Raw genomic sequence first — 26,845 nt, forward strand, 5'->3', positions numbered from 1 at the left:
GAGGGCAAGGTCGAGCTGACGGATAACGGATATCAGCTGACGGAGCGGGGGCGGGCGGCAGTGATGCCGGAGCTCAGGCGATACGAGCACCGCCCGGCCATGGCCATGATGATTGAGCTGCACGTACTTAACCAGCATCAACATTCAGTGTGGTAGCTATGATAGATGATCGGGTGCTGGACAGGCTAGGAGATTACTTTGTCACTCATCGCGTGGGTGCTTGCTATCGGTTGACATTCGGCCAATTCGTAGAGATGGAGCAGGCTGGCACTTGGCAGCCGCACATGGGCAACAAACACTATGATTTTGAGGCAGCACGCCAGCGGATCGGCGAGCTGACGGCTCTTTACCGGAGCGCGGCCAGGCTTGGCGATAAGGATGCGCAGCAGGAACTGAGAACGTTGGTGGCAGAGATCGAGCGCGAGATCGCGGATGCACATGCTTCCGCAGACAGCAAAATAGCCGTCGGCTAGGACGGCTACATCAAGGCTTTAAAAAATAAGATTGCTCCTATCATACCGCACGGGGCGGAGGAGTACAAGGGAGAACTGAATATGAAATCACTTGGTATCGTTCGGAAACTGGACCAGTTGGGGAGATTCGTTATTCCCATGGAGTTGCGTCGTACGATGGGGATTACCGAAGAGGACGGGTTGGAAATCTTCACGGATGGTGAGCGGATCATCCTTAAGAAGTACCAACCTGGCTGCGTCATCACAGGCAGCCAGGAGGACCTGGTCAGCTTTGGTGGTAAGATGTACAGCCGCGATGCAATTCGGCAGCTCGCCAGAGAAGCCGGTATTTGACCGCCTGACGAGTCCGCAGCGGAGCGGACGAAACGCCGGGAGGCGTCGCGGGTAGCCGCCGTGGCTTTGGCCGCGTTGCTCTTTGACAACTGAATAAAGTGTAGAAACGAAAAATAGCCCTTCGCGAGAGGGCTACACCAAACTATGGATGCCCTCATCATATCACGGTATGGTGGGGGCGACAAGGAGGCCGTTATGACAAAGAAAGAATTGGTGGAGCGTCTGCTGTTACTGCCAGATGAAATTGCCACCGCTCAGGAGGCAGTCTTGGCTGCGCATGAAAAGTTGCTTGAGGCTAAGGACCTGCTTCAAGAAAAAGAAGATTCATTGCTCCTTCATAACAAACTGGATGGCAAGAACGCTGAGACCAGGGCAGCCCAGGCACGACAATTCACTGGCCACGAGAGGGAATTGCTTTCCGGTTGTGAGCTGCAGCTGAAAAACGCTGTATCCCGTCTTGAACGCCTACAGATTCAGTTTAAGGCATACCGGGCGGTTGCTGGCCTAATCCAGGTGAGCACATGAGGAAAATCATATTGGAGCGCCTGACGCTCCGCAATTTCAAAGGATTCCGAGAGCTCGTCATTACGACGGGCGCCTCGGATCTTGACGTTTACGGGGACAACGCTACTGGCAAGACAACCATCTTCGATGCATTCACCTGGCTGCTGTTCGGTAAGGACAGCGCCAATCGGACTGAGCAGTCCTTTGAAATCAAAGAGCTGGACGAGTCCGGCAATGTCCGTCAGCACAAGCTGGAGCACGAGGTCGAGGGGCTTCTGTCAATCGATGGCCGGCAAAAGACCTTCCGACGCGTGTATGCCGAGAAGTGGGTTAAGAAGCGCGGATCCATCAAGGCCACGTATGACGGCCATGAGACCACTTACCATCTCGACGGTGTGCCGGTCAAAAAGGGTGAGTATGAGGCGCAGGTAACTGCCATCATCCCGGAGGAGCGGTTCAAACTCATTACCAGCCCGACCTACTTCAACGAGGCTTTGAAAAAGGATGACCGCCGCCGGATCCTAATGGAGATCTGTGGGGAGATCCCCGATGCAGAGATTTTGCACAGCAAAAAGGAGTTGCGGCCGCTCGAGAAGATTCTGCAAGAGCGGTCGGTCGAGGACCATAAAAAGATCGTCACCGCTGCCCTCAAGCGAATCAACGGAGAGATCGGGGATATCCCGATCCGGATCAGCGAGGTGCAGCGCAGCATGCCGGATGTGTCTGAGCTGAGTGAGGAACTGCTGCAGGAGGACATAGCTTCCCTGCGCGGCCAGGTCACAGAGCGACAGTTGGAGCTGATGGCCGTTCAGTCCGGCGGTCGAGTCATGGAGCTTAAGAATCAATGGCAGCACATTGATGGCCAGATGATCGACATTAAGCGTCGCCTACAGTCGGATGTGCTCGAGGAGATTGCTAAGCAGCGCGACCACGTCGCTAGTATGCATCGCCGGGTGGATGAGCTGCGTCGTTCCATTGATGATCGGGAGTACAAAATCAAGACCGGTGAGCAACGTATCGCGGCCCTGGATGCCGAACGCTCCCAGATGGCTGAGCAGTTTGCGGCTGCCAAGGCAGAGCCATTCGAGCATACGAACGATGATAACTGCTCTGCTTGTGGTCAACTGCTCCCGGAGGCAGATAGGGATAAGGCACACGCTGCAGCTCTGGCGGAGTTCAACCGGCGCAAGTCGGAGAAGCTGACGGGAATTAAATCCCGAGGCCATGCGGTCAAAGAAGAGGCGGAGCGCCTGCGAGCTGATGTCACGAGGTATCGTTCGGAGCTCCAAGCATTCCGGGATCAGTTGCAGCTGCAGGAGCAGGCTAAGGCGGCCGATGCCGAGCTCGAGCGCCTGCGCGGTGGTGTCCAGGATCCAAGTAAGGATCCGGAGTACCGCAAGTTGTCGACTGAGGCAGACCGCATCGCAGCTCAGATCAAAGAGCTGCGGGAGAGTACGCAGCAGGAACAACATCGGATCCAGGGCGTCATTGATAACCTGCAGGTTGAGATCCGGACATACGAGGCCGACCTGGCGAAGTTCGAGCAGGCCAATCGGCAACAAAACCGGATTGATGAGCTCGAGGTCCAGGAGGGTAACTTGGCTGCAGAGTACGAGCGTCAGCAGCACGAGTTGTTCCTCACGGAGGAGTTCATCAGGACGAAGGTCAGCCTGCTGCAGTCCCGGATTGATTCCAAGTTCAGGCTTGCCCGGTTCCGACTGTTTGAAGAACAAATCAACGGCGGGATCAAAGAGGTCTGCGACACGCTTTACAAGGGCGTACCTTACGATGGCGGGCTGAACAAGGCTGCCCAGAACAATGTCGGTATCGATATCATCAACACGCTCTGCGAGCACTACGGGGTGACGGCACCGATCTTTGTGGACAACGCCGAGTCGGTGACCAAATTGCAGCCTACAGACTCGCAGGTCGTACGATTGATCGTTTCCGAGGACGACAAGAAGCTGAGATTCAAAAGCAATCATTAACGGAGGTGCAACATGGGAGAACCACAAGATCAGCAACAGCAGCAAGAAGCCCAGCCGGAGAAGGCTCTCGCTAAGAAGGAGCTGACTCAGTCCGAGCGTTTTATGAATATGGTTGTGAAGCAATTTTCCAGCGGTGTGAGCGAGGTCGCCCTGACCCAGTTCCAGAAGCGCCTGGCGCAGAACTATTTTATATCGTTGGATGCAGCCCTCAAGATAGGTGAGGAGCGGCGTTTGGCCAAGACCGAGAAGTACCGTGACGCGACTCCAATGACTTGGCAGAATATCAACATGGAGAAGCTGGCCAGGGACGTTGTCACCTATGCTCGAGTAGGTTTTGACCCCGCTCAGAAAAATCACATCAATATGGTCCCCTTCAAGAATAACAAGACCGGCCAGTATGATATTGGGTTTGTCGAGGGGTACCGCGGCATGGAGCTCAAGGCGGTCAAATATGGTCTGGATGTTCCAGACAAAGTGATAGTCGAGTTGGTTTACTCGACGGACAAGTTCTTCCCGATCAAGCGCGACGCGCGCAATGATGTGGAGGCCTATGAGTTCGATATCACCAACCCATTCAAGCGCGGTGAAATCATTGGTGGGTTTTATTACCACTCATTTTCGCAAGCACCGCACAAAAATAAGCTTGTCATGCTCAGCATTGAGGAGATCCTCAAACGACGTCCTAAGTCTGCTGCTCCGGAGTTCTGGGGTGGGGAGAAGGATGTATGGACGAAGGATGAAAAAACCGGAAGGAACAAAAAGACGGGCAAAGAGAAGGTCGAGGGCTGGTACGATCAGATGTGCCTCAAGACCGTCATCCGTGCCGCATACAACGATATCACAATTGATAGTCAGAAGATCGACGATGATTATCTCCGTTTGAGCCAGCTTGAGCAGGAGTACGCCGTCCAGTCGGTCGAGGATGAGATCGGCGAGCACGGCAACCGTCAGCGAATCGATGTGACGCCGGAGGGGCAGGACGACGATCCTGAACCGGCATCCGATCCGGAACAGCCGCCGGCATCCAATGAAGGCAGCGACCAGAAGAAGCCCGCAGCAGATACGATGCCACCAAATCCGGATGAAATGGATCTCGACTTCGAGTGATTGAGATCCTGCCACTGGGAAGCAGCAGTGCCGGCAATGCCTACCGAATCACGGACGGGCATACCACGCTGCTCCTGGAGGCCGGGTTGCCGTACAAGGAGCTGCAGCGGGCGCTCTCCTTCCAGGTGACCCAGCTGGCCGGCTGCCTGGTCACTCATGACCACGGCGACCATAGCAAGGCAATCAAGGATTTGATGCGAGCAGGTGTCAAGGTCTACACCGGGCAAGGGACGGCGGATGCCCTGGGCTTATCCGGTCATCGGCTACGCGCTATCCAGGCACACAAGTCTTTCCAGATTGGCACATGGACGATTCTGCCGTTCGACGTCGAGCACGACGCTGCCGAACCCTTGGGCTTCCTGCTGGCCAACCGGGACGTAGACAAGTTGCTTTTCCTCACCGACAGCTATTATTGCCGGTACCAGTTCGCTGGTCTGACTCACCTGATGGTCGAGTGCAATTATGCTTTGGACATCGTCCAGGAGCGTGTCGAGACTGGTCAGCTCCATCCGGCACAGATGCATCGGCTGCTTCGCTCTCATTTCGGCCTGGACCACGTCAAGGACTTCCTGAGGGCAAACGACATCTCCAAGGTTGAGGAGATCTGGTTGCTGCATCTGTCGGACGGCAACAGCGACGAAGAACGCTTCAAGCGCGAGGTGCAGGAAGTAACAGCCGCTGTGGTCCATGTGGCCAAGCGATGACAGAGCCGATCTATGACGAGTTTGGCGTTCCACTTACTCGCTCTGGGGTGGGTGAGCGGATCTGGGCGCTGTTCCACGATGACCCGGAGGCATTCAAGCGAGAGATTAGAGCTTACTTCGAGCGCGGCTATCCTGGATGGACCGTGCGAAAAGCTAATTACGAGCAGCGCATCATCTGGCTGCGAGACGACAGGAGTCGATCCAATGCTTAATGATATTACTGTTTTTGATTTTGAGACTACGGGCCTTAACCCTGCTACTGACCGCGTAATTGAGTTGGCAGCGATCCGCTGCATCGATGGCCAGATCGTAAGCCAATTTCAGACGCTCATTCAGTTCGACGGCGAGCTACCGGCCAAGATTACCGAGATTACCGGCCTGACATCTGCGGACGTCGCCAACGGTATGCAGGAGGACCTGGCATTCAAAATCCTGCGCAACATGGCCAGGAACAGCCTTCTTGTCGCTCATAATGCGGCGTTTGACCTTTCCTTCCTTCATCACTGGCTGCATCGATCCGGTCGTCCAACCTTCAGCAATCATTTTATTGATACATGCACGATCGCGCGTGACCGGCACACTTTCCCGCACAAGTTGACAGACATGACCGAACGCTACGGCATTACGCTCACTGGGGCGCACCGAGCGCTCAATGACGTCATCGGTGCCTGGGAGCTGCTCAAGGCTATGCACGAGAGAAAGCCGGTTGATGAGTGGGTTAATAAGCTGGCCTATGTCAGCAAGTATGGCCCGCCGGCCTGGGCGCCTGAGCACGCCGAGCTAATACCCGTCAATCTCCGTTATGCCGGTTGAAATGCCGGCGCTGTGACGGCGCCAAACTTGAATGGTTTCTATTACGAGACGTCTACTAAAAAATTCGTCTCGTTTTCATTGGGCCGGCGCTTCTATGAGATTCATGCTTCCCGCTGCCGGCTCTCGAAGGAATGGCAACAGAAAATTATGAGGGAGAGATCGATATGAGCAAGATGACGATTATTCAGCAATGGATGGACGAGGCGCTCGCTAAGGGACCAGAACAAGCCCAGGCTTTGCTGGACGAAATGTCCCGAGGGCTTGGTGTCCAGATTGCGAGGGCAGCAGCAACGGACGAGAAGATGCCCGACATCCTCTCCAGTGCGATTCAACAAGTCGGTAAAGGTGTCACCGCCGGAATGATGATCTATCACGGCCAAGCCGGCCGCATGGACGTTCAGATGTTCGCGATGTCCCGCGAAGCACGGCGTTAATTCAGACTTAGGGGATGTTTTCAATGCCTCAAGACAGCTATCCTTTTCCGATGTACTCCGGTCTGTTGGATCCAGAACACTACAAACGTATAGGCAGCGCGATTTGGTTATTCCTGTGGTGCGTCAGCTCCACGACAGCGGAAGACGAAAAGGAAGGAGTTGTCTGGGGCATCGTCCTGGGGAATAAGCCGCTTCAGCTGTCAGATATCGGTGACAATTTTGACGTTAGCGAGAAGACGGTCAGCCGATGGCTGGAAACACTCAAAAACGAAGGCTATCTAAGGATCACTCGAACGGCTCGTGGTTTGATACTAACTGTTCGCAAATCGAAGAAGAATTTGGTTGGGAAGAGAAAGGTCAGGGTCCCAAGTGATCAGACAAAAGTGTCCGATCAGTCTGAAAATGATCAGACAGATATGTCCGATCATAACCAAAATGAAGCGAGTGATCAGACAGATATGTCCGATCACTCACAAAATGATCAGACAAAAGTGTCCGATCATTCCGCCGAAACGTCCAGTGATCGGACAAATGTGTCCGATCTAAAAGATCTTAAAGATTTAAAAGCTATTACTACTACTACTACTAGCGAAACGGATTTTCGCAACGGACTCATTCAGATCGTTGATGCTTATTGCAAATTGCATGGCAAGTTAGATATCCATATTCGACCACGCGAACGTGAAGCCATGGGTAGGATGGTCTCCGGGGGGATGCCGGTACCCTTTACCATTCGAACTATGGAGCTCCTCCTCGAGGAAAAGCGCAAGCGTGAGGGATCTACTTTCCAAGCCCCTTCAAGCTTTTTGTATTACGAGCATGCGATTGCAGATGCCTGGAAGAACGCCGAGGATAATCCACTTGCGGTGAAGGAACAGCCAAAACAGAAGCGCAGCCGGTCGACAGTCAAAAAACAGGATTCGATTGAGGCGCTTCGTCAGAAGGCAAGGGAGGAGAGAGCGCGTGGACAGAGCTGATGTCATTGAGTTGTTCATCGAGATCAAGTCAGAGTATCCCAACTTTGATGACAGCGATGAGGAGATCGACAGGCACCTTCGGTACATGAAGGATTTTCCCTTTGAAGCTGCACTTGAAAATGTGGTTCATCACATCAAAACCAACCGCTGGCCGCCAGGAATATCAGATATTCGCGGACGCTTGGGGGACCAGATCGACAGCCAGCGAAGCAAGCAGGCCGCTGCCGTTCACTTAGAGCGATTAGAGGGCTGGCGTCAGTTGGACGAGCCGCCGCCCCCGGGATACTGGGAAAACATGCGCAAGCTGATCAAGGGGGCTGGCAATGAGGGCGTTTGAGGTACCTGAAATCGAGATCCCCCACGATCTGCAGGCTGAGCAAGCAGTGATCGGCGCGGCCCTGATTGATCCGAATGCCTTTGTCGTGATCGAGGAGATCCTGCAGGGCGGTGAATTTTACGAGACGGCTCACGGCCGCATCTTCCGGGCCATGCGGCACATAGCTGAGGCCGAGATCCCGATCGACACGGTGTCGGTCACCTCTCGGCTGCAGGACACGGAGGAGCTCCTGCAGGTCGGCGGCGTGACGTACTTGGCCGGCCTGATGAGCGGCGTGGCCGACACGATAAACATCGAGTTTTACGCTAGACGGGTCTTTGAGATGCACTTACGGCGTCAGTCGATCGAGACGGCGCTCAGCCTGGTCAACAACGCGGCCAGCGAGCAGGACGTCGCCGACTTCTTGGCCAAAGCCGACAAGGCGCTGTCCAAACTCTCCGACCAAGTGGCGCCTGCAACGGAGTTTTCACCAGTCAAAGAGGTCTTGGTACAGGTCATGGATGAGGCCGAGCAGCTCTACATTGCCAAAGACAACAACCAGGGTGTCACTGGTATCGCATCAGGGTTTATCGATCTCGATAAGATGACATCTGGCTTCCAACGCAATGATTTAATCATTGTCGCTGCGCGTCCTTCAGTCGGTAAGACAGCCTTTGCGCTCAACATCGCCCAGAATGTAAGTGTGCGTGCCCGCGAGACGGTGGCCATCTTTTCTCTGGAGATGTCGAAGGCGCAACTGGTAAAGCGAATGATATGCGCTGAAGGACAGGTTGATGCGAACCGTATGCGATCTGGTGCATTTGAGGGCGATGATTGGGAGCGAATGACCATGGCTGTTGGCCAACTGTCCGATGCCGCAATGTTTATCGACGATACGCCTGGCATCACCGTGCATGAGATCCGCGCCAAGTGCCGGCGGCTCAAGAAGGAGCAGGGGCTCGGAATGATCCTGATCGACTACCTGCAGCTGATCCAGGGCCGTGGCCGCCGCGGTGCCAACCGGCAGGAGGAAGTATCCGAGATCTCGCGTACGCTGAAGCAACTTGCCCGCGAGTTGGAGGTCCCGGTCATCGCCCTGTCACAGCTGAGCCGCGGCGTCGAACAGCGCCAGGACAAGCGCCCGATGATGTCCGACCTGCGCGAGTCCGGATCGATCGAACAGGACGCCGATATCGTCTCGTTCCTCTATCGTGACGACTACTACGACAAGGAGTCGGACAAGAAGAACGTCATTGAGATTATCATCTCGAAGCAGCGGAACGGTCCGGTCGGCACTGTGGAACTGGCGTTCCTGAAACAATTCAATAAGTTTGTTAACCTGGACCGCACTCACTACAGCACAAGTCCCTATCCGGAAGAGCCGGCGGAGAAGTCGGGCAGCAAGATCCCGGATATGAACCGGGGAAAGGGGATGGCTTGATGCAAAAGCCAATCGATGCGTTGTACCAGACGAAGCATCGACAAATCATTTTCAACAATTGGGGTCGGGTGATTGGAGAAGTATACACGTTGCCACCCGAATACATCAGTGAGAAAGGAGCGTGCAAAGGTGAAGATAGAGTTTGTTGTGTACGGGGAGCCGGTCGCACAAGGCAGGCCGAAAGCGTCCACGCAGACCGGTTTCGTCAAAATGTATGATCCGAAAAAGAGTCGTGATTACAAGGATTATGTTCGACTAGCTGCTGCAGAACACGCGCCACCTAAACTGCTTGAAGGACCTCTCGGAGTGATGGTCACCGCTTACCGATCAATGCCAAAGAGTTTTAGTAAGCGAAAGGCAGCGAACGCGGAGGCAGGCTTGGTGTACCCCATCACAAAGCCGGATGCAGACAACTATTTGAAAGGCGTTAAGGATGCACTGAAAGGCGTTATGTGGGTAGATGATAGCCAAGTCGTTGACGCCTACGCCCGCAAGCGTTACAGCTTCAGACCTCGCATAGAGGTAAAAATCAGACAAATTGGAGTGTGATCTACATGGCATATACAGATTTCAGAGCAAACCTTAAGAAAATTAACCTCAAGCCGAAGGGCGTTAAAGAGATCGTCCTAGAGGTTTCGGACGATGAGCTTTACGGCAAAATTGACAAGCTTGCTGCCCTGCTCGACAGCCGCGTCTCGATCGTTGTCGATTCTGAATCGGTTAGGTACTCAGTGCCCGTTTACGTCAAGACAAAAGAGCCCATTCGGCATTATACCGTTGATCAGCAGGGCGTCGTTTCTGAGGTCAAGCCGGAAGGTGAGCAGGCTGAGCTGGATCTGGGCATCCCGCATCCATCAGAGCCTATTACAGAGGTCCCCGAGGAGATCAGCAAAGAGACAGTAGACGCCTTTATTATGGAGTTACTCTCGCCAACGTATGAAGATTTGGACTACCCATTCCACGCCTGGGTAACGCAGCTGCACGATGGGGACACCTACCTGAAGATCGCTCAGGAGAACGAAATGAAATCCGGCCAAGTCGTTGATTTGATCGACGAGTATCGATCCCGGGTCGCCCCGCTGGCCGCCAAATGGGCGGAGTGGAAGAAGACGCAGCCTAACACGCCAGTGCAGGAGCAGGGAAGCCCGGATCCGGAAGGTTTCAATGCGGAGGAACCGGGCGAGTCGCTCCAGGAATGTGACGACGCTGGCCAGCACCAGGAACCTACTGATTCGGGTGACGACATTGAGCTCGAGGACGCTACCGACCAGGGCGAAGATCAAACTCCACCATCGGACGTGGATCATGACGACGATGAGCTCTCCGATTGGGAGCAAGAAGTCCTGCAGGGGAATGAGCCTCAGTCCGATAGCCAGCCACCGGAGGGACCGCAGGAGGATAAGCAGCCGGTCGAGCTGAGCAAGGACGAGATCGAAGCTATTATCCTGCGCGATCGTCCTAAGTATGATGAGATTCCCTATGACTTCCCGACCTTCCTAGAACGCCGCAAAGCCGGCGAGACATGGATGAATATTGCTCAGAATCTGGGCGTCAGCTCGAGCAAGGTATCCTCGGAGTGGAAGAAATACAAGGAACTCGTAAGCAAGCAATACGGAGCATAACAAACAAGCCCGCCGCTCTCCGGCGGGCTTTCCTGGAGGGAAGATAATGCGGGAGTATACGATGAGCCCGGAGGAACTCGCTGCCTACAACAAACGGACAGCCGGTCCGCAGGTCAAGCGATGGGAACGGACAATGACCAAAGAGGATTTTCAGAAGGCCAGAGGCTTGGGCCTGACAGAAGCCGACATCTGCCTTAAATTCTTCAACAACGACCCAAACGAGTATCGAAAACAGCTCCGAGAATGGGGCCTGCATAAACAAACTAAACCTGAGAGGAAGCGGACGGATATGACTGAGGCGGTTACGAAAGAACAGTACCTTGACAGGCGGCTGAACGGCGAGAAGCGAAGTTCTGCACTGAAAAGCATGGGGCTTTCTGGTGCCAAGGGCTATGACTACCTCAAGCAGTGGGGAATTAAGGAGATTGACGCGGAGGAGCGCGAGCTTGAGCTTTACGCAGCAAGCAAGACCAGAGCTGCACCGGAGCCATCTGTCCCGGTTGAAGAGGCGGCTGCGGCCTCGGCTGCTCAAGAGGATAAAACGTATATGGATCGGGTCGATGCTCTGAAGGCAGGAAACGAGCTTCTCCGTGAAGAGCTGCAGCAAGAGCGCGAGGCCCACGGCCGATGCATGCAGCAGGCGGATGATTTCGCCGCTTCGCTCTCTGAGCGAGATCGTGTAATCGCGGATTTGAGGTCCAAGGTTGCAGACCGAAACAGCCGGATCGCTGATCTGGAGGCAGAGGTCGACCGGCTCCGTGTTGATGCAGTGACTGTCGATCCTTCGCATCAGAAATTGCTTGAGCTGCAGGCGGAGTACAAACGCCTGGAGGCTAAGTTCGAGGACGTGTACCTCGCCAATATCGACCTACAGAAACAGGCCACCGGGTTCATCCAGCTGCGCTTGCCTGTCATCCCAGCGGACGGACCCAACGTGCAGCGAGCGATGATCTATGAGCTCATCGAGACATTTAATAAGAGCGTAGAGCCCGCCGTCATCGAGCGCGGCGACATCATGCTCCGGATGTTTGAGCTGCTGCAGCAGATGGTCGCTTTCATTACGGCCGACATGGGCGAGCTGCTGCCAGGCCAGGATCTCACCGAGCCGGCTCAGCGATTCTTCGAGTACCATAATGCCCGTTACATCGAAGCGTCAGCTGGCCAGAAAGCGGTGAGCTGATGGGTGATAAAACTAAAATCCAGTGGACGGAGGCGACTTGGAATCCATTGCGGGGATGCTCCAAGGTCAGCGCCGGCTGCCGGAACTGCTACGCCGAGAGCGTGGCCAACCGGTTCTCCGGTCCTGGCCAGCCGTATGAGGGGACGATCGAGGATGGGCGTTGGTCTGGCCAAGTCCGTCTCGTTCCAGAGGTCCTGGACCAGCCGCTCCGCTGGCAAAGGCCGCGGCTCATTTTCGTCAACAGCATGAGCGACCTTTTCCATGAGGATGTGCCGTTCGACTACATCGACCAGGTTTTCGCTGTGATGGCCTTGGCGTCCAGGCATACGTTTCAGATCCTGACCAAGCGGCCTGATCGGATGCTGGAGTACATGACGAAATCTTATTTACCGCACGGCATTGATAAGCTGGTAGACATTGCGCCTTGGATGGAGCAGCACGGGTGGATCAGTCCGGAGGACGCGGCAAACATCGCTCCTCCCGGCAGTACGCTCCCCAAATGGCCAGAGTGGCCACTCCCGAACGTGTGGCTTGGCGTGAGCGTGGAGGACCAGGCAACTGCCGATGAGAGGATCCCGCTACTTTTGCAGACGCCTGCCGCTGTTCGATGGCTGAGCTGTGAACCGTTGTTAGGATCGGTTGACTTATCGAGCATTGAATACAATGGGGAAGCAGTGAACGTACTCAGCGGATCTTATAATAATCGATTTATAAAGACATTCCTCCTTCCTTCTCAGAGAATTAATTGGGTGGTAGTTGGTGGCGAGTCCGGTCCCCATGCTCGACCAATGCACCTGGACTGGGCACGTGAGATTCGAGATCAATGCATCGTGGCAGAGGTGCCATTCTACTTTAAACAGTGGGGAGAGTGGGTGCAGATCCATCCGCTGCGCTGCAACGAGCCCGGAATTAAGGGCAAGGAGTGGTATAACTTTGACCCGGACACGGCAGTCTGCCGCATTGGTAAGAAGGCAGCCGGAAGGCTGCTGGACGGACGGGAATGGAACGAGATGCCGGTCCAGGCTAAGGAGGCGGTCGAGTCATGAACAATGCAGATAAGGCTCCCCGGTGTAAAAATTGCAATCACTGCAAGCAGATCGGCAGAATGCAGACGCAGCAACGCCGACTCGGGCGGAAGAAATACTATTGTGAGCACCCGAAAGTCAGGAGAGTAACAAATAATTCCTTCGTCGGATTCGGGGCTATGGGGTATGAAAGCCCCTTGACGCTAAAAACCGCGAAGAGATGGTGCCCGTTGAAGGAGGCGGGAGAGTCATGATCTGGATCATCGTGGCGGTTGTCGTCCTGCTTGCGTTAATCGCCTTCTCGGCCGTGGTGGTCGGGGGGAGGAGGGAGAAGGAGGCGCGAGGAGATGACCGACTCGAATAAAACCTCGATTTTGAAAAGGTTGGCTGAAATATACGGACCTCAATGGGCAAAGCAATTATCTGGCGAGATTAAAATAAAGGAAATCGAAATGGAGCGCAGGACAGCCAGGCTCGCTAAGATCGCGGACATTCCTTATCTCGAAGCAAGTGAACACGTCGAAGCCTGGCACGATCAAGGGATTCAATACGAATACGTGGAGCAATTGCTACTCCAAGGCTTCGAGTTGGAGAAAGTAGTCGATTATGTGAAAGGGGCACGGCGAGAATGAAAATCTTGATTTTGCGCGACATTGAAAAAGGACCGAAAAAAGGTGCAGTTGTTATGGCGAGATCAATTCCTTTGCTATTTGGTGGAGGGTTTCAAATCATCGAACGCGGACCCTATCTGGGAGTTCTGGTTCCTGGAATGAGTGCGTGCGGTGCCATTGAAGAAGACGATCTCCCTTTTATTGATCTCCATATTCAGTTAGCTGAGAAAGATGCAGAAATTCAGCGATTACAAGATCTTCTTGCAGTAGGCGCTGAGGCTGCGCAGGCCGCAATTGACCAGATGGACAAGACCAGCGCTTTTCTGCGAGAACTAAAAAAAGAGAGCTCCGCTATTGGAGATGCTGAACAACCTATAGCACAGCAAAAAAGAGAATAAAAAAGACCCCCCGCCGTCCGACCAAAGATGCGGGGGATCCTCATAGTAATTACCCACCACTATATTATCATAACGAAAGCGGTGGGGGTAACATGCAAATCAGACAGGACATATATAAGGTGGACGAGGCGGAAACCCGGGCAGCGGTCGAGAAGTATCTCCTGCAGGCCCGGGAGTATAGCGTCACGGAGTACATTCCGGAAGAAGCGAGTGTCACTGCTTCCTACAGCAGCATCCCCCGCAGCAACACCAACGTTACCAGTGACCAAACGGGGGACATAGCCAGCACCAACGTTGATGAACCAGAGCGCCGGCGGCGACATGTTGAACGTGCATTAAAAGCGATAGATCGACTTGGCAAGCGGCATCAGAACCTAATTAATATGAGATATATGATGGACGATGACGTGTTGGATATGGATGTAGCGGAGGAGCTAGGTTACACTCCACGCCACTATAGAAGAATTAAATCGGTGGCCATGTATCGTCTAGCCACCTCTCTCGGGCTACTCGTTCTTAGTGACGAGTAGTCTTTTTTTGCTGAATTGAGAAAATGTCCGCTTTATGTCCGCTTTATGTCCGCTCAATGTCCGTTGCAGGCCGAAAAACCGTGTTATTATGATATTGTCAGACAGGAAGGCAATCAGCCATCCCGCCGAATGTAGAACTGATATTGGTTTTTAACATAGTACATCCCGTTAATCCGTACTGCATCCTTGATGTGTCGCTCAATCGGGCCGCCGTAATTTTCCAAACGTTCGCCGTCCCATACCTCTACTCGATGCTGGAGTAGAAAAGCGTCGTTGAAATCTACTAGTTTCGATAATTTAGAATTATATATGGGACAGCACCTCTATGAAAAATTTATTCTTGGAAAGCCATAAGTAGAATTGATAAATTCCAAACTATTATTGCAAAACAAAATGAAGCTAAAGCCCTATTTCGTTTTTTGTTTTCCAAAACTATGTACATAAATACAAAAGATAGAACTGGAACTAAGAAAAAGGTTACGTAGGAAGATATTGCAAACAAATCTATTTACCTCCTAACCAATATGTGGTAGACTTCTTTTTGGTTACATCATATCATGGGAGGGAATTAAAGGGAATGAGAATGGGAAAATTTTTTGTGTCACTGTTGGGGGCTGCATTGTTGTCAGTAAGCATGTCTGTTGTATCAGCTGCGGAGTCGATTGAGTTAACCGATGTTACAGAGCCTACTCCTAGCGTTGAAACAATGGATGCCTATTTCTTAAATCAAGGTGTGCCTCAAAGTTATCTTGATGATATGCCAGAAGAGGAAAAGATCGAGCTTTATGAAGTGAAAGCAGTTGTAACTCTTGTCCAAACATCCACTGGTACTGAGGATGAAAATGCATCACCGAATTTTCTTCAATCTTACAATGCGGCCTTGAACGCTTCTAAGAGTAGCACTGCTAACACAGCATCAACATGGACTAAAAGCATTGTAGGATATCAAATGCCATACAATACATCTGGTATTAATAAATTCAGACTTACATTTAACTGGACATGGAATCAAGCTCCTACTTTCACACTTACTGATAAGTTTGGAATGGCATGGACACATGGTCTTGTAGCATTGGATGATACTGCAAAACTCAGATATACTGCATCTGGAACTAATAACATGTACAATACTATCTGTTCTAAACGACTAGTGGATGCTACTACGAATGACGGGTATAAGCCAGGGGAAGGGATTGGTTGGAAATATGATATCAAATCGTCTTTCCCTGATCCTACAATAACTGGCCAATGTTTTGTAAATAAACATGTAGGGTATGGACAAGTTGATGTTTTAGCGGAGCATCCTAACAACGGAGCAAATAGAGTAACAGGTCTTTCTGGAACTTATTTTCACAAGTGGGGAGGAGTTAATGGCACATTGGATTTTAATAATGGTCCGGGTGTAAGCATATCTTGGTCGTCCCAGTATAATAGATTTGAAGATGCTATTGGTGTTATGCATTGGAAAAATTCAAATCTCTGGGAAGCGTAAATAGAATATCCTTGAAAGCATCCTTACGGGTGCTTTTTTTTATTGATATAAATCCAACTTAATTATAGGAGCTGAATCATTATGCGTATAGTGACCATCCCCATTGAGCAGATCAACTCTGCAGCTTATCACCCGCGCGTAGACCTGCAGCCTGGAGATCCGGAGTATGAGCAGCTGCGTGAGAGTATTGAGGCTTTTGGCTATGTCGCACCGATAGTTTGGAATGAGCGTACCGGGAACATGGTCGGCGGGCATCAACGATTGAAGATCCTGCGTAATCGTGGGGACACAGAGGTGACCGTCTCAGTCGTGGCGCTGGATGATCGCCAGGAGCAGCTGCTCAACCTGGCACTCAACAAGGTCGAAGGGCGATGGGACGATGAGGCGCTGGCCACTTTGCTGCAGGAGCTCAGCGCAGAAGGTGGCGGCCTGGAGCTGACCGGCTTTAGCGCGGAAGAAGCTGCCGAGGCGCTCAGTGTACTTGGCCAGGATATCCAGATTGAGGATCCGGTAATTGAGGATGATTTCGACGTGCAGCGTGCGCTCGACAACATCAAGCAGCCCGAGACACAACTCGGCGACGTCTGGCAACTCGGCCGGCATCGGCTCGTTTGTGGCGATGCTACCAAGGAGGAAGATGTCGCGTTTCTCATGGTCGGCGCCAGGGCGGCGCTGGTTGTCACAGACCCGCCGTACAACGTCGCAATTGAGAGTGATTCGGAGCGCTTGGCGGCCGATGGTCGGGGTAAGATTATGAACGACAACATGGGCAAACAAGAGTTCAAGGATTTCCTGCATGCGATCTTCGAACGGTACGCCAGCATCATGATGCCGACCGCGGCCATCTATGTTTTCCATCCAACCTCTTATCAGCGAGAGTTTGAAAATGCCATGAACGATGCCGGCATTGTGAGCCGTAGCCATTGTGTTTGGGTAAAGAATGCATTTTCCTTCGGCTGGTCTCAGTACCGCTGGCAGCATGAGCCGGTCTTCTATGCCCATATTCGCGGTAAGTCGCCCGCCTGGTATGGCGATCGCCGGCAATCGACGGTATGGCGCTCCGGGCTGGATGAGCCCGAGCCATCGACGGTGTGGGAAGTGTCCCGCGGGAACGTCAATGCGTATGTACATCCCACGCAGAAGCCGCTGCCGTTGCTGGCCATTCCGATCGGTAACAGCAGCCAGAAGGATGATGTAATCGTGGATTTTTTCGGAGGCTCCGGATCTACACTGATGACGTGTGACCAGATGGGCCGGGAATGCCGGCTTCTCGAGCTGGATCCGCGCTTCTGTGACGTTATCAAGGAGCGATTCGCCCAGGCGACCGGTACCGAGCCGGTCCTGCTTCACAGAGTTCCCGAGCAATAAAAAAGAGAGGCGCTCGAACGCCTCTCCCCCTAACCAGGTTGCCCCGGCTGAGATAGCGGCCCGCCGTGCACGGCTTTTTGCAGATATCCGCTATCTCGTTTTCCATCATAATGGAAAGTCGAGGTAACCACAATGGGAACAAAAAATGAAGATTTATTGACGCAACATGAAATAGAGGTCATTAACGGCATTTTAGATTCCAAGGAACAGTATCGAAAAATCGTGAAGGCAGCCATTACTCGTTGGGTTCGGGATTTCCAAGAGAACCGCATCGAAATCAACACGGTCGACGATCTCCGCAAGCTCATCGAGCTGGACATTGAGCTGCAGAAGGATGATCTATAACCGCTGGGAGGTGGCAGATTGAACAACACGACTGAAACACCCACCAACACTAGACCGCGGCGAGGTCCGCCATTGGGTAGCCGGAACGCCCTGGGCAACCGTGGTGGCAGAGGTGGCCCTGTCGGGAACAAGCACGCGCTGCGAACAGGAGAGCATGAGGCTATCTGGTTTGACACCCTTGATCCGGATGAGCTGGAGTTGCTCACCGACATGGCCACGGATCCACTCCAGCTGGTCGAGGAGTCAATTGTCCTGTTCACGGTTCGTGAGCGTCGGATGATGCAGCGTGTCAAACGAGCATCTGATGGCCTTTCGGACAATCAGCGTCGCGTGCTGCAGGAGCTCCGGACGGTTAGGAATGCAATTCCCCGAGCTGATGGCACTAGCAAGGCTACAATCGTAAGCCGCGAAGCCCTAGTAACCACGTCCATCGAGGAAACGTCATTTCGACGCATCGAGGACGTGATTCGACTTGAAGAGGCGCTGACCCGCATTCAGGAGAAAAAGCTTAAGGCAATCGAACTGAAAAGTCGTTTGCTGTGAATTTTAAAAATCCCCCTCATATATCATATTGTTGAAATATGGTAATCAGTGTATTATTGGGTTGGGGGGAGATGAGACTTGAAAATCTTTATAAGCTGGTCAGGTGGAAGGAGTAAAGCGGTTGGTGACTTGTTAGATTCATGGCTTCAATGCGTGATACAGGCAATTGATCCATGGATGTCTACTAAGGATATCGATCGGGGAGCTATTTGGTTTTCAGAAATCAATAACCAGCTCAAGGACACAAGTGTGGGTATAGTCATTCTGACGAAAGAAAATAAGGAAAGACCATGGATTATGTTTGAAGCAGGGGCACTAGCAAAAGGACTTGCTACAAGTAGGATAATCGTCCTTTTAGTTGATCTTGAAAATAAAGACGTTAGAGATCCGTTGGCTCAATTTAATCTTACAGAACCAAATCGAGATGGAATGTGGCAACTGGTGAGAACTTTGAATGCTTCATTACAAGATAAAGCTTTAAAAGAAAAAGTGCTCGAGCAAGTTTTCGATACCTATTGGCCACAATTCGAGACTAGTTTCTCTGAAATTCTTAATAATACTCCTGAGAATGCACCTTCTGAGCCGATTAGTTCAACTGATGATGTTCTTAATGAACTTCTCATGTATACACGCAATATTAATTTAAGACTCAATGACCTCGAGAAGGAACGTACTATAGATTCGAACACATACAACTATCTGAATGCAAGCGATCTCGTCAAGATGGTGTCTGAGAAATTTCCAGAAGGATTTGATGATATCACACTTGAAAAAATCAGAAAAAGTATGAATAAGGATAATAAGAAAATTAGTAGTTCTCCGTACAAATTACAGAATACGCACGTGAACAGAGTTTAGAATTGTTTATCTGGTTGTGAAAAATTAAAAAAAACAGAGCTATGTCACGATTTATTGAATGAAAAGCTGTATTTCAAGACTTGGCAAACTATCAAGGGCATCTGTATAATGCATTTATCACTTCTATGCTCTTTAGTTACTAAGTACATGGCCTTTAACTAACATACGAGCTCAGCGAGAGACTTTTACACGGAGCGCTAGCGTCCCGTGTGCTTTTACGGGTTATCCGGTTTTCAAGTGTTTCATTCAGTTTAACGGGGTTCAGATAGTAGTAGCAGCATGTTTGATTCGAAATATCTCATACGACGAGCGTCACTCATTTTCCTGGGTGGCGCTCTTTTTGTCGGCGTCGTTTTTTCTGGCTCCGCGAAAGAAGAAGGAGTTACATAGGGGAGGTGTTTTCGATTTCGAATTTGGATTTCAAATCTCATGCCAAGAATGAACTGCTTCGATTGTATTATTCGATTTTGGCTTTTCATTTTGTAAAGCGTGCGAGGAAGTATCTGCATCGTGATATGAAACTCTGTATTGCATACCTGCAGCTATCCCATATTTACAGCCTGAAGGAGAATGGCATTCCTTCTTTCTTCGATAAAGGTAAGCCTGTCAAAGATGAAGGGAGAGATTCGAATGGCCATGAAGCGACGCCTACCAATCCTCCATAGGTCTGGAATACATCGAGCTTTAGGACAGAGTCATACGTTGAGAGCTGGTCTGTCTACCCTGGATCGCCTGCAGCCTGTCGTACATCATTGCGTTGGGCCTGTGAGTGCTGAGGAGAAAGCTGCTGTCATGAGTCGGCTGATAACCTTCGAGAGGCAGGAGAGAGGGCTGGAGGGCGTGTCGAATTGTGTCATTGCGGGTCCTTCTGGGGGTCGAGCGGGCCCACGGGTGCTGGCGACCCCGAAATCGCGTTAGTTTTGATTTCTGAAAAAAACTTCCGATTCCTATCACAGATCGTCTTTATCGGCGATTTAATTGCATTCCTTCAATAGAAGTAAAAAACGGCGCTAGGGCTAGGAAAACGGAAAAATCGGAACTGAGGTAGGAGTTATGGCGAAAACAACAAAAAAAATGGCTCCATCACCAAAAATGCATGAACGTGAGGTTTCTACGGCAGAGCTGGCGGCCATTATCGGTAAAACACCGCGCTGGATCAATCAGTTAACGGGTGATGGGATTCTAAAACGTGTAGGCCGCGGCAAGTATATCTTGTCTGAAGCGGTCCAGGCTTATATAGATCACGCATCTGGCGGTCGTGAAGAGGACACTCGTCCCCGATTACGGGATGAACAGGCAGAGCTGACTCGAATCCGGAAGGAAGATGCGATGCTGGATCTGGCTGTGAAGCGCGGCGAGCTACACCGGGCAGAGGACGTCCGGGCCACAGTGACCGATATGCTGCTTAATTTTCGGGCGCGGATGCTTGCTCTACCGATGAAAATCGCGCCGCGGGTCGCTTATCTGAGCGATGTGCAGGCAATCAACGGTGTTCTGGACGGTGAGATCCGAGTCGCGCTTATCACGCTGTCCGATTACGATCCAACTGATTACAAAGAGGGTGCGAGTGATGAGCGAGACTCTTCAGCAGACACGTAACCTCTTCCGCGAGATCGTTCGGGTCGTCGCACCGCCGGCGAAGCTGAATGTCTCGGAATGGGCGGACCGGTACCGGATCCTCTCCAGTGAATCATCTGCAGAGCCTGGGCCGTGGCGGACCAGCCGGGCACCTTTCCAGCGAGAACCGATGAACGCGATCTCTGATTCGCGGTATGAAACGATCGTGCTGATGTGGAGCTCGCAGGTCGGCAAGACGGAATTGGAGCTCAACGCGGTTGGGTACTTCAGCGACCACGACCCGGCACCGATGATGTTCGTGCAGCCGACGCTAATCATGGCGCAGGATTTTTCCAAGGACCGCTTGGCGCCGATGTATCGGGACTCGCCGAAGCTGCGGGACAAGATTCGCTCACCCAAGAGCAGGGATAGCGGGAATACGGTCCTCCGGAAGTCGTTTCCGGGCGGGCAGATCGCACTGGCTGGCGCTAACTCGCCGGCCTCTTTGGCGTCCCGTCCGATCCGCGTCGTACTTTGTGATGAGATTGACCGGTACCCGTTATCTGCAGGTACGGAGGGCGACCCGGTCTCTTTGGTCACCAAGCGGACGACCACCTTCAGCAACAGGAAGCGGATCCTTGTCTCAACTCCGACGATCAAGGGGATCTCGCGCATTGAGAAGTTTTACGAGGACAGCACTAAGGAAGAATGGTGCTTGCCCTGCCCAACTTGCGAAGATTATCAACCCCTGAAGTGGAAAAACATCGTCTACGAATACGATGAGGAAGACAAAAAGACGACCAAGGCGGAGATGCGCTGCAGCTCCTGCGGCTTCCTCCACTCAGAGCAAGAGTGGAAGGCAAATCACGAGCAGACGGGCCGGTGGATCGCTCAGCGCAGCCACTCGACGACGCGCGGGTTTCATCTGAACGAGCTGGCCAGCACCTTCACTAGTTGGGAGACGATCGTCCATAACTGGAAGGAGGCCAACGCAGCAGGCACCGAGGCGCTCAAGACCTGGATTAATACCGCCATGGCCGAGACCTGGGAAGAGAAGGGAGAGCAACTGGACGAGGAGATACTGCTCAACCGCCGCGAGCTCTACCATGCGGACGTGCCGGACGGCGTGAAGGTGCTGACGGCAGCGGTTGACACCCAGGACAACCGGTTTGAGGTCGAGGTCCAGGGCTGGGGCGTCGGTCATGAGAACTGGCGTATTCAATACCACGTCATCTATGGCGATCTGAAGCAGCCACAGGTTTGGGCTGATCTGGACGAGTTCCTTCAGCGCACCTGGAGCGACGCGGGCGGCCGCACCTTTCCAATCGCGATCAGCTGCATGGACTCCGGCGGCCACTTCACAAATGAGGTTTATAAGTTTTGCAAGGAGCGCCACGGTCGCCGCTTGTTCGCAATTCGCGGGGAGAATCCAGGAGACGGGACTTACTTGCCTCTGATTGCCGGCACGTCGTCCAAGAACCGATACAATGCGACCGTTGTCCGTTTGGGCGTGCATGAGGGCAAAACAAAGGTCATGAGCGCCGTGCGTCAGCCGCCAGTGGATGATCAAGGCAACAAGACGAAGGGATATTGCCATTTCCCATTGACAACTCCGGAGAAAAACAGAGGCTATGAGCGGCAGTATTTCGAGGGATTGACGGCGGAGGCATTGCACACGCGATACAAAGCGGGTTCACCCTATCATGTATGGGTCAAAGTCCGCGAACGGAACGAGCCGCTCGACTTGGCGGTCTACAATCGAGCCGCCATTGAGATCCTGCAGCCGAACCTGGACGCCGAGTTGCCGCCGCCGAAGCCATCGTCGCAGGCTGACCGTAAGCCGAAGCGGCGTCGAGGCACTACCAGCAGCGTATAGAAGGGAGGTGAAAGGAATGAAATACACGCTTGAAGTGGCCACGACGCACCTTAATGCCTGGCTCGCCTGCGAGCTGGCCATCTCGACCGGTCAGTCCTACACGATCGGCACGCGCTCGCTAACCCGGGCCAATCTGAAGGAAGTTATGCAGCAAATTAAGTATTGGCAAGGCATCATCGACGGAATCATACGCTGCAAGCAAGGGCTGCCGCCGCGTAGCCGGGTCCGCCGGTACGTTCCGCTGGATATATGATGGCCCAGACGTCCGGCAAGATCGGACGATCTTACCCCGCCGTGTATAACCAGGGCTATGGCGATCACGGGGCCAGCCGCCGCAAAAAATCGCTTGCGGCCTGGAACCCGATGGCTGGCGACGCGGAAGAGGATATTCACCAGAACCTGGAGGACCTCCGTCCGAGAGCACGTGACCTGTACATGGGCGGATCACTGGCCAACGGAGCATTGAAAACCTTGCGAACCAACATAATCGGCACCGGATTGCGGCTCAAACCCGCCTTCGATGCCGATTTTTTGCGCCTATCGGAAGATCAGGCCAAGCGTCTGAAGGCCCAGATTGAGCGGGAATTCGCCTTATGGGCCGAATCAAAGGACTGCGACGCCAGCGGCATGCTGAACTTTTATGAGCTGCAGCAGCTCGCCTACCTCTCCTGGATTATGAGCGGTGACACCTTTGCGCTGCTACCGCTGCTCCCCCGCAAGCACGCGACCTATGACTTGCGGGTGAGGATCCTGGAGGCTGACCGCTGCAGTACGCCGACCGAACAGGCCGAGCAGCAGCAGAGCGGCAAGATCCGCAGTGGGGTTGAAGTCGATGCCGACGGCATGGTCGCGGCGTACTGGTTCTCTGATCGACACCCGGGCAGCCGGGACTTCTTACCGAACAAGTGGCGCCGGGTGCAGGTCCTTGGAGACAAGAGCGGCAGGCGCAATGTGCTGCATCTGTTTGAGCCAGAGCGTCCGGAGCAGCGCCGTGGCGTGCCGATGCTTGCACCGGTCATCGAATCGCTCAAGCAGCTCGAGCGTTACACCAACGCGGAGCTGATGGCTGCGGTTATTTCCGGGATGTTCACTGTCTTCATCGAGACGGAACAAGAGGATGGCGATCCGTTTGGCCTGGCGCCGGTCGGGGAGCCTGCTAATCCGACGGGAGAGCCGCTGCCGGTTGGCCATGATTCAGATCTGAAGATGGGGAACGGGGCGGTGCAGTTCCTGCAGCCAGGGGAGAAGGCGACGATTGCCAACCCAGGCCGGCCCAACTCCGGGTTCGACCCGTTCGTTAACGCCATTCTCCGGCAAATTGGGTCAGCGCTTGAATTGCCTCCGGAAATGATGATGAAAAGCTTCACGTCCAGTTATTCAGCCAGCCGGGCTGCATTTTTGGAAGCCTGGAAGATGTTCCGCATGCGTCGATCATGGATGTCAGCTGACTTTTGCCAGCCCATCTATGAAGAGTGGTTTGTCGAGGGGGTTATTAAGGGCCGTATCGATGCGCCTGGCATCTTCGACGATCCCGCGCTTTTTAAAGCTTACACGCGGGCGGAGTGGCATGGTCCGTCACAAGGTCAGCTCGACCCGGTCAAAGAGGTCAATGCGGCAATCCTACGCGTGAAGCACGGCTACAGCTCGCATCAACGGGAGGCCGCGGAGCTAACCGGTACCGAGTACGAGAGCAACATCCGGCAGCTGGCATATGAGCAGCAGGTCCGACAACAATACAGCATAAGCCTGGAAGGAGGTGAACAAACAAATGCCACCGACAATGACGAGGAAGACGACTCCAATATTTAACGCGAAAAAAGTTAGTAACAACGCTGCGGAGCTGACGATTTATGCCCCAATCGAGGATGAGGAGTCCTGGTGGTATGATTCTGTGTCGCCCAAAGGCGTAATGAATGCACTAAAGCGAATGGGCAACGTGGATGAGATCCTTGTCCGGATTAACAGCCCAGGTGGAAGTGTCTTTGCAGGGATGGCCATCTATCAATATCTGAGCGACCATAAGGCCCATATCACCGTGAAAGTCGACGGATTAGCGGCTTCCGCTGCCTCCGTGATTATGCTGGCAGGTGATACGATCATCATGGGTGCCGGTGCAATGGTAATGATCCATAATCCTTGGACGGTTGCCATGGGTGAGGCAAAAGACTTCCGAGCTGCGGCTGATCTCCTGGATAAGGTGCAAGCATCTTGCATCAATGTGTACAAGGATCGCACGGGCAAGGACGAGGAGCAATTGAAGACGATGCTGGATGCGACGACCTGGATGACGGCTGATGAGGCCGTCGAGATCGGTTTTGCCGATGAGGTGGACCGCAAAGCCAAGGTATCGGCCTCCATTAAAAATGGGATCGCCACATTCGGGAGCCAACGCTTTGATATGCGCGCGTTTGCGAGCATTCCCGTGCTGCCGGAAGACACGGCAGACGAAAATCAAGACGACGAACCGGCCATTGAGCCGCCGCTTGCGAGCGGGGAAGGAGAGGAAGACGTGAAGGATTTAGCAGAATTGAAGGCCAAGCACCCCGACATTTTTAAAGCGGCTCAGACAGAGGGCATCCAAGCGGAGCGCTTGCGCATCACGGAGCTGCAGGCGTTGGCCAACGCTCCGGGTGCAGCTGACATTGTGTCCAAAGCAATCGAATCCGGCGGTACAGCCGCGCAGGCTGCCATGGATATTGTCAAGGCATCGATGGAGCGTGTGACGGCTACTGGCCAGAACCGCCAGGCAGACAGCCAGGCAAGCGGCGCGCATGAAGTACCAGCAGATGAGGCTCCAGATGCGCAGCAGACGGCTCAAGCCAAAGCACAGGCGGAAATTAATAAAGAGGCAGATGCCTTGGCCGATGAGGTCAAAAATCAGATGAGCCTAAAGGGAGGTCGCAAGAATGCCTAAGTATGTGGTAGATGGATATGACAAGCTGATTGCCGGCATGGTGGGGCCGTTTATCACGGTCTCTGTTATTGTAAAGGCCGGCGGGATCCGTGAGCGCGGGACCGTGCTGGGAGTGGTTGATCAAGAAGAGGACGGCACATGGATTGTGGACGTGGTCGATTCGACAGCGACCGACGGCTCCGAGACGCCGTTCGGCATTCTGGCCGATCCGGAGGTTGATGCAACGACGGAGGACGTGCGGGCGACCGCCTTCACGAGCGGCGAGTTCAACCGCGACGCGCTGATCTTTGGCGGCACCGACACCGTCGACATGCACGAGCTTGCCATGCGCAACGTCGGCCTGCACACAAAACGAGTAGTAGGATAAGGAGGAGACAAACACGATGGCATACAAAGATATTTATGCGTTCCCGACACTGCTTAAGGTGGTCGGGCAATTGCCGCGCCCAAGCACATACATCCTGGACAAATTTTTTGAGGACGGAGAGCCGTTCGACACTGAATACGTGGAAATTCAGACTTTCAAAGGTAAGAAGCCGATCGCGCCTTACGTATCGGAGTTGCAGCCTGGCAAAGTCGTCCTGCGGGGCGGATTTGAGGCCAATCAATACAAGCCAGCCTTGATCAAGCCTTCTCGCCCGATCACGGCGATCGACCTGCAAGTCCGTAGTGCTGGTGATAGCTTAATCAACCCAGAGCCTCCAGAGGTTCGCGCGCGTCGGCTATTGGCTCGGGACATTATTGAGCTCAACGACACAATTACTCGTCGTTTGGTCGAGCAGGCAGCATCACTGATGTTTACGGGTAGGGTGACACAGATTGGTGAGGGTGTGAGCCAAGTCATCGATTACGATTTCACCAATATCATTACTCTCTCCGGTACGGATCTTTGGACCAACCCGGCCTCTGACCCGATTGCCTTCTTGGCCGAACGTCGTAAAGCGATTTTGGACGGTGATGCACCGACACCGGATATTGTTCTGGCCGATTACGATGCGGCTGTTGCGCTGATGCGTCACCCGGCTATCCTCCAGCTGGCTGACAATAAAGGCGTTGATGTGGGCAACATTGACACTACGCTGCTCCCGGATGGTGTAACCTATCACGGTTATTTGAAAGATGTTGGCTTGAGCGTGTACAGCTATATTGGCAAATATACCGACGACGACGGAACAGAGAAGCCGTTCATTCCCGAGGGAATGATCGCCATCCTTTCCTCGCGTGAAAAATTCACCTTCCACTATGGCGCCAATGTCATTATGGACCCTAGAACGGAACAGTTCGCTAGGGTTCGCGGCAAGGTTACACCTCAATCCTGGGTGAGCGTGGAGCCCGCGCAAAGATGGTTGCAAATGTTATCCCGTCCGCTGGCTGTACCTGCCAATGTCGCCGGTTGGTACGTCGCCAAGGTCATCTAATCCTGAGAGGAGGACTCA

General features: G+C 53.1%; 31 protein-coding genes. All 31 read left to right on the forward strand.

Annotation, left to right across the window (positions count from 1 at the left end):
* Positions 1-158: 158 nt before the first annotated feature.
* The 31 genes from F556_RS0132015 (at position 159) to F556_RS0132180 (ending at position 26,827) form a co-directional block, all read left to right on the forward strand.
* On the forward strand, positions 159-473 hold the full coding sequence (locus F556_RS0132015) for a hypothetical protein (RefSeq protein WP_425414025.1): 315 nt from the start codon (positions 159-161) through the stop codon (positions 471-473).
* 81 nt (positions 474-554) lie between these two features.
* Positions 555-806 carry an AbrB/MazE/SpoVT family DNA-binding domain-containing protein gene (locus F556_RS0132020; protein ID WP_020621095.1) on the forward strand — a complete coding sequence of 84 codons (252 nt, stop codon included), beginning with the start codon at positions 555-557 and terminating at the stop codon, positions 804-806.
* Between the two features lie 195 nt (positions 807-1,001).
* Positions 1,002-1,331 (forward strand): hypothetical protein, encoded by a 330-nt coding sequence (locus F556_RS0132025; RefSeq protein ID WP_020621096.1) that lies wholly within the window; start codon positions 1,002-1,004, stop codon positions 1,329-1,331.
* Positions 1,328-3,298 carry an AAA family ATPase gene (locus tag F556_RS0132030; protein ID WP_026297620.1) on the forward strand — a complete coding sequence of 657 codons (1,971 nt, stop codon included), beginning with the start codon at positions 1,328-1,330 and terminating at the stop codon, positions 3,296-3,298. Before F556_RS0132025 ends, F556_RS0132030 begins: the two co-directional genes overlap by 4 nt.
* A gap of 12 nt (positions 3,299-3,310) precedes the next feature.
* On the forward strand, positions 3,311-4,405 hold the full coding sequence (locus tag F556_RS0132035; RefSeq protein WP_020621098.1) for a recombinase RecT: 1,095 nt from the start codon (positions 3,311-3,313) through the stop codon (positions 4,403-4,405).
* The gene (locus tag F556_RS0132040) at positions 4,402-5,109 is read left to right on the forward strand and encodes an MBL fold metallo-hydrolase (protein ID WP_020621099.1); all 708 of its coding nucleotides are present in this window, start codon (positions 4,402-4,404) and stop codon (positions 5,107-5,109) included. The genes F556_RS0132035 and F556_RS0132040 overlap by 4 nt, the downstream gene beginning before the upstream one ends.
* The gene (locus F556_RS0132045) at positions 5,106-5,321 is read left to right on the forward strand and encodes a hypothetical protein (protein WP_020621100.1); all 216 of its coding nucleotides are present in this window, start codon (positions 5,106-5,108) and stop codon (positions 5,319-5,321) included. The genes F556_RS0132040 and F556_RS0132045 overlap by 4 nt, the downstream gene beginning before the upstream one ends.
* Positions 5,314-5,922, forward strand: coding sequence for a 3'-5' exonuclease (locus tag F556_RS0132050; RefSeq protein ID WP_020621101.1), 609 nt, complete (start codon positions 5,314-5,316; stop codon positions 5,920-5,922). The genes F556_RS0132045 and F556_RS0132050 overlap by 8 nt, the downstream gene beginning before the upstream one ends.
* Positions 5,923-6,086: 164 nt before the next feature.
* A complete protein-coding gene (locus tag F556_RS0132055) occupies positions 6,087-6,356 on the forward strand; it encodes a hypothetical protein (RefSeq protein WP_020621102.1) in 270 nt (89 codons plus the stop codon).
* A 23-nt stretch (positions 6,357-6,379) separates the two neighbouring features.
* Positions 6,380-7,333: a hypothetical protein gene (locus tag F556_RS36825; RefSeq protein WP_020621103.1), complete on the forward strand. Its 954-nt coding sequence runs from the start codon at positions 6,380-6,382 to the stop codon at positions 7,331-7,333.
* Positions 7,320-7,670, forward strand: coding sequence for a hypothetical protein (locus F556_RS0132065; RefSeq protein ID WP_020621104.1), 351 nt, complete (start codon positions 7,320-7,322; stop codon positions 7,668-7,670). The genes F556_RS36825 and F556_RS0132065 overlap by 14 nt, the downstream gene beginning before the upstream one ends.
* Positions 7,657-9,090, forward strand: coding sequence for a replicative DNA helicase (gene dnaB / locus F556_RS35855; protein WP_020621105.1), 1,434 nt, complete (start codon positions 7,657-7,659; stop codon positions 9,088-9,090). Before F556_RS0132065 ends, dnaB begins: the two co-directional genes overlap by 14 nt.
* A gap of 129 nt (positions 9,091-9,219) precedes the next feature.
* On the forward strand, positions 9,220-9,639 hold the full coding sequence (locus F556_RS0132075) for a RusA family crossover junction endodeoxyribonuclease (RefSeq protein ID WP_020621106.1): 420 nt from the start codon (positions 9,220-9,222) through the stop codon (positions 9,637-9,639).
* Positions 9,640-9,644: 5 nt separating this feature from the next.
* Positions 9,645-10,712, forward strand: a complete 1,068-nt coding sequence (locus F556_RS36945; RefSeq protein ID WP_020621107.1) for an ICP22 family protein — start codon at positions 9,645-9,647, stop codon at positions 10,710-10,712.
* 46 nt (positions 10,713-10,758) lie between these two features.
* Positions 10,759-11,892, forward strand: a complete 1,134-nt coding sequence (locus F556_RS0132085; protein WP_020621108.1) for a hypothetical protein — start codon at positions 10,759-10,761, stop codon at positions 11,890-11,892.
* Positions 11,892-12,938 carry a DUF5131 family protein gene (locus F556_RS0132090; protein ID WP_020621109.1) on the forward strand — a complete coding sequence of 349 codons (1,047 nt, stop codon included), beginning with the start codon at positions 11,892-11,894 and terminating at the stop codon, positions 12,936-12,938. Before F556_RS0132085 ends, F556_RS0132090 begins: the two co-directional genes overlap by 1 nt.
* A gap of 326 nt (positions 12,939-13,264) precedes the next feature.
* Positions 13,265-13,549, forward strand: a complete 285-nt coding sequence (locus F556_RS0132105) for a hypothetical protein (RefSeq protein WP_020621112.1) — start codon at positions 13,265-13,267, stop codon at positions 13,547-13,549.
* On the forward strand, positions 13,546-13,926 hold the full coding sequence (locus tag F556_RS0132110; RefSeq protein ID WP_020621113.1) for a hypothetical protein: 381 nt from the start codon (positions 13,546-13,548) through the stop codon (positions 13,924-13,926). Before F556_RS0132105 ends, F556_RS0132110 begins: the two co-directional genes overlap by 4 nt.
* Positions 13,927-14,018: 92 nt before the next feature.
* The gene (locus tag F556_RS0132115; protein WP_020621114.1) at positions 14,019-14,456 is read left to right on the forward strand and encodes an ArpU family phage packaging/lysis transcriptional regulator; all 438 of its coding nucleotides are present in this window, start codon (positions 14,019-14,021) and stop codon (positions 14,454-14,456) included.
* 577 nt (positions 14,457-15,033) lie between these two features.
* A complete protein-coding gene (locus F556_RS0132120; RefSeq protein WP_020621115.1) occupies positions 15,034-15,948 on the forward strand; it encodes a hypothetical protein in 915 nt (304 codons plus the stop codon).
* Between the two features lie 81 nt (positions 15,949-16,029).
* Positions 16,030-17,316: a site-specific DNA-methyltransferase gene (locus tag F556_RS0132125; protein ID WP_020621116.1), complete on the forward strand. Its 1,287-nt coding sequence runs from the start codon at positions 16,030-16,032 to the stop codon at positions 17,314-17,316.
* Positions 17,317-17,448: 132 nt separating this feature from the next.
* Positions 17,449-17,661, forward strand: coding sequence for a hypothetical protein (locus F556_RS0132130; protein ID WP_020621117.1), 213 nt, complete (start codon positions 17,449-17,451; stop codon positions 17,659-17,661).
* An 18-nt stretch (positions 17,662-17,679) separates the two neighbouring features.
* Positions 17,680-18,204, forward strand: coding sequence for a hypothetical protein (locus F556_RS35865; RefSeq protein ID WP_157273043.1), 525 nt, complete (start codon positions 17,680-17,682; stop codon positions 18,202-18,204).
* Positions 18,205-18,282: 78 nt separating this feature from the next.
* On the forward strand, positions 18,283-19,062 hold the full coding sequence (locus F556_RS0132140; RefSeq protein WP_020621119.1) for a toll/interleukin-1 receptor domain-containing protein: 780 nt from the start codon (positions 18,283-18,285) through the stop codon (positions 19,060-19,062).
* 1,053 nt (positions 19,063-20,115) lie between these two features.
* Positions 20,116-20,661: a hypothetical protein gene (locus F556_RS0132150; protein ID WP_157273045.1), complete on the forward strand. Its 546-nt coding sequence runs from the start codon at positions 20,116-20,118 to the stop codon at positions 20,659-20,661.
* Positions 20,633-22,495: a phage terminase large subunit family protein gene (locus F556_RS0132155; protein WP_020621122.1), complete on the forward strand. Its 1,863-nt coding sequence runs from the start codon at positions 20,633-20,635 to the stop codon at positions 22,493-22,495. Before F556_RS0132150 ends, F556_RS0132155 begins: the two co-directional genes overlap by 29 nt.
* A 16-nt stretch (positions 22,496-22,511) precedes the next feature.
* Entirely contained in the window at positions 22,512-22,748 is a 237-nt protein-coding gene (locus F556_RS0132160) for a DUF6148 family protein (RefSeq protein WP_020621123.1), read from the forward strand.
* On the forward strand, positions 22,745-24,304 hold the full coding sequence (locus tag F556_RS0132165; protein WP_157273046.1) for a phage portal protein: 1,560 nt from the start codon (positions 22,745-22,747) through the stop codon (positions 24,302-24,304). The genes F556_RS0132160 and F556_RS0132165 overlap by 4 nt, the downstream gene beginning before the upstream one ends.
* Positions 24,276-25,409 carry a head maturation protease, ClpP-related gene (locus tag F556_RS36830; RefSeq protein ID WP_169447662.1) on the forward strand — a complete coding sequence of 378 codons (1,134 nt, stop codon included), beginning with the start codon at positions 24,276-24,278 and terminating at the stop codon, positions 25,407-25,409. Before F556_RS0132165 ends, F556_RS36830 begins: the two co-directional genes overlap by 29 nt.
* The gene (locus tag F556_RS0132175) at positions 25,402-25,776 is read left to right on the forward strand and encodes a head decoration protein (protein ID WP_020621126.1); all 375 of its coding nucleotides are present in this window, start codon (positions 25,402-25,404) and stop codon (positions 25,774-25,776) included. The genes F556_RS36830 and F556_RS0132175 overlap by 8 nt, the downstream gene beginning before the upstream one ends.
* A 16-nt stretch (positions 25,777-25,792) precedes the next feature.
* Positions 25,793-26,827, forward strand: coding sequence for a major capsid protein (locus F556_RS0132180; RefSeq protein ID WP_020621127.1), 1,035 nt, complete (start codon positions 25,793-25,795; stop codon positions 26,825-26,827).
* Positions 26,828-26,845: the final 18 nt, after the last annotated feature.

The sequence above is a fragment of the Paenibacillus daejeonensis DSM 15491 genome (genome assembly GCF_000378385.1).
In the GTDB taxonomy this organism is placed as follows: Bacteria; Bacillota; Bacilli; order Paenibacillales; family Paenibacillaceae; genus Paenibacillus_D; species Paenibacillus_D daejeonensis.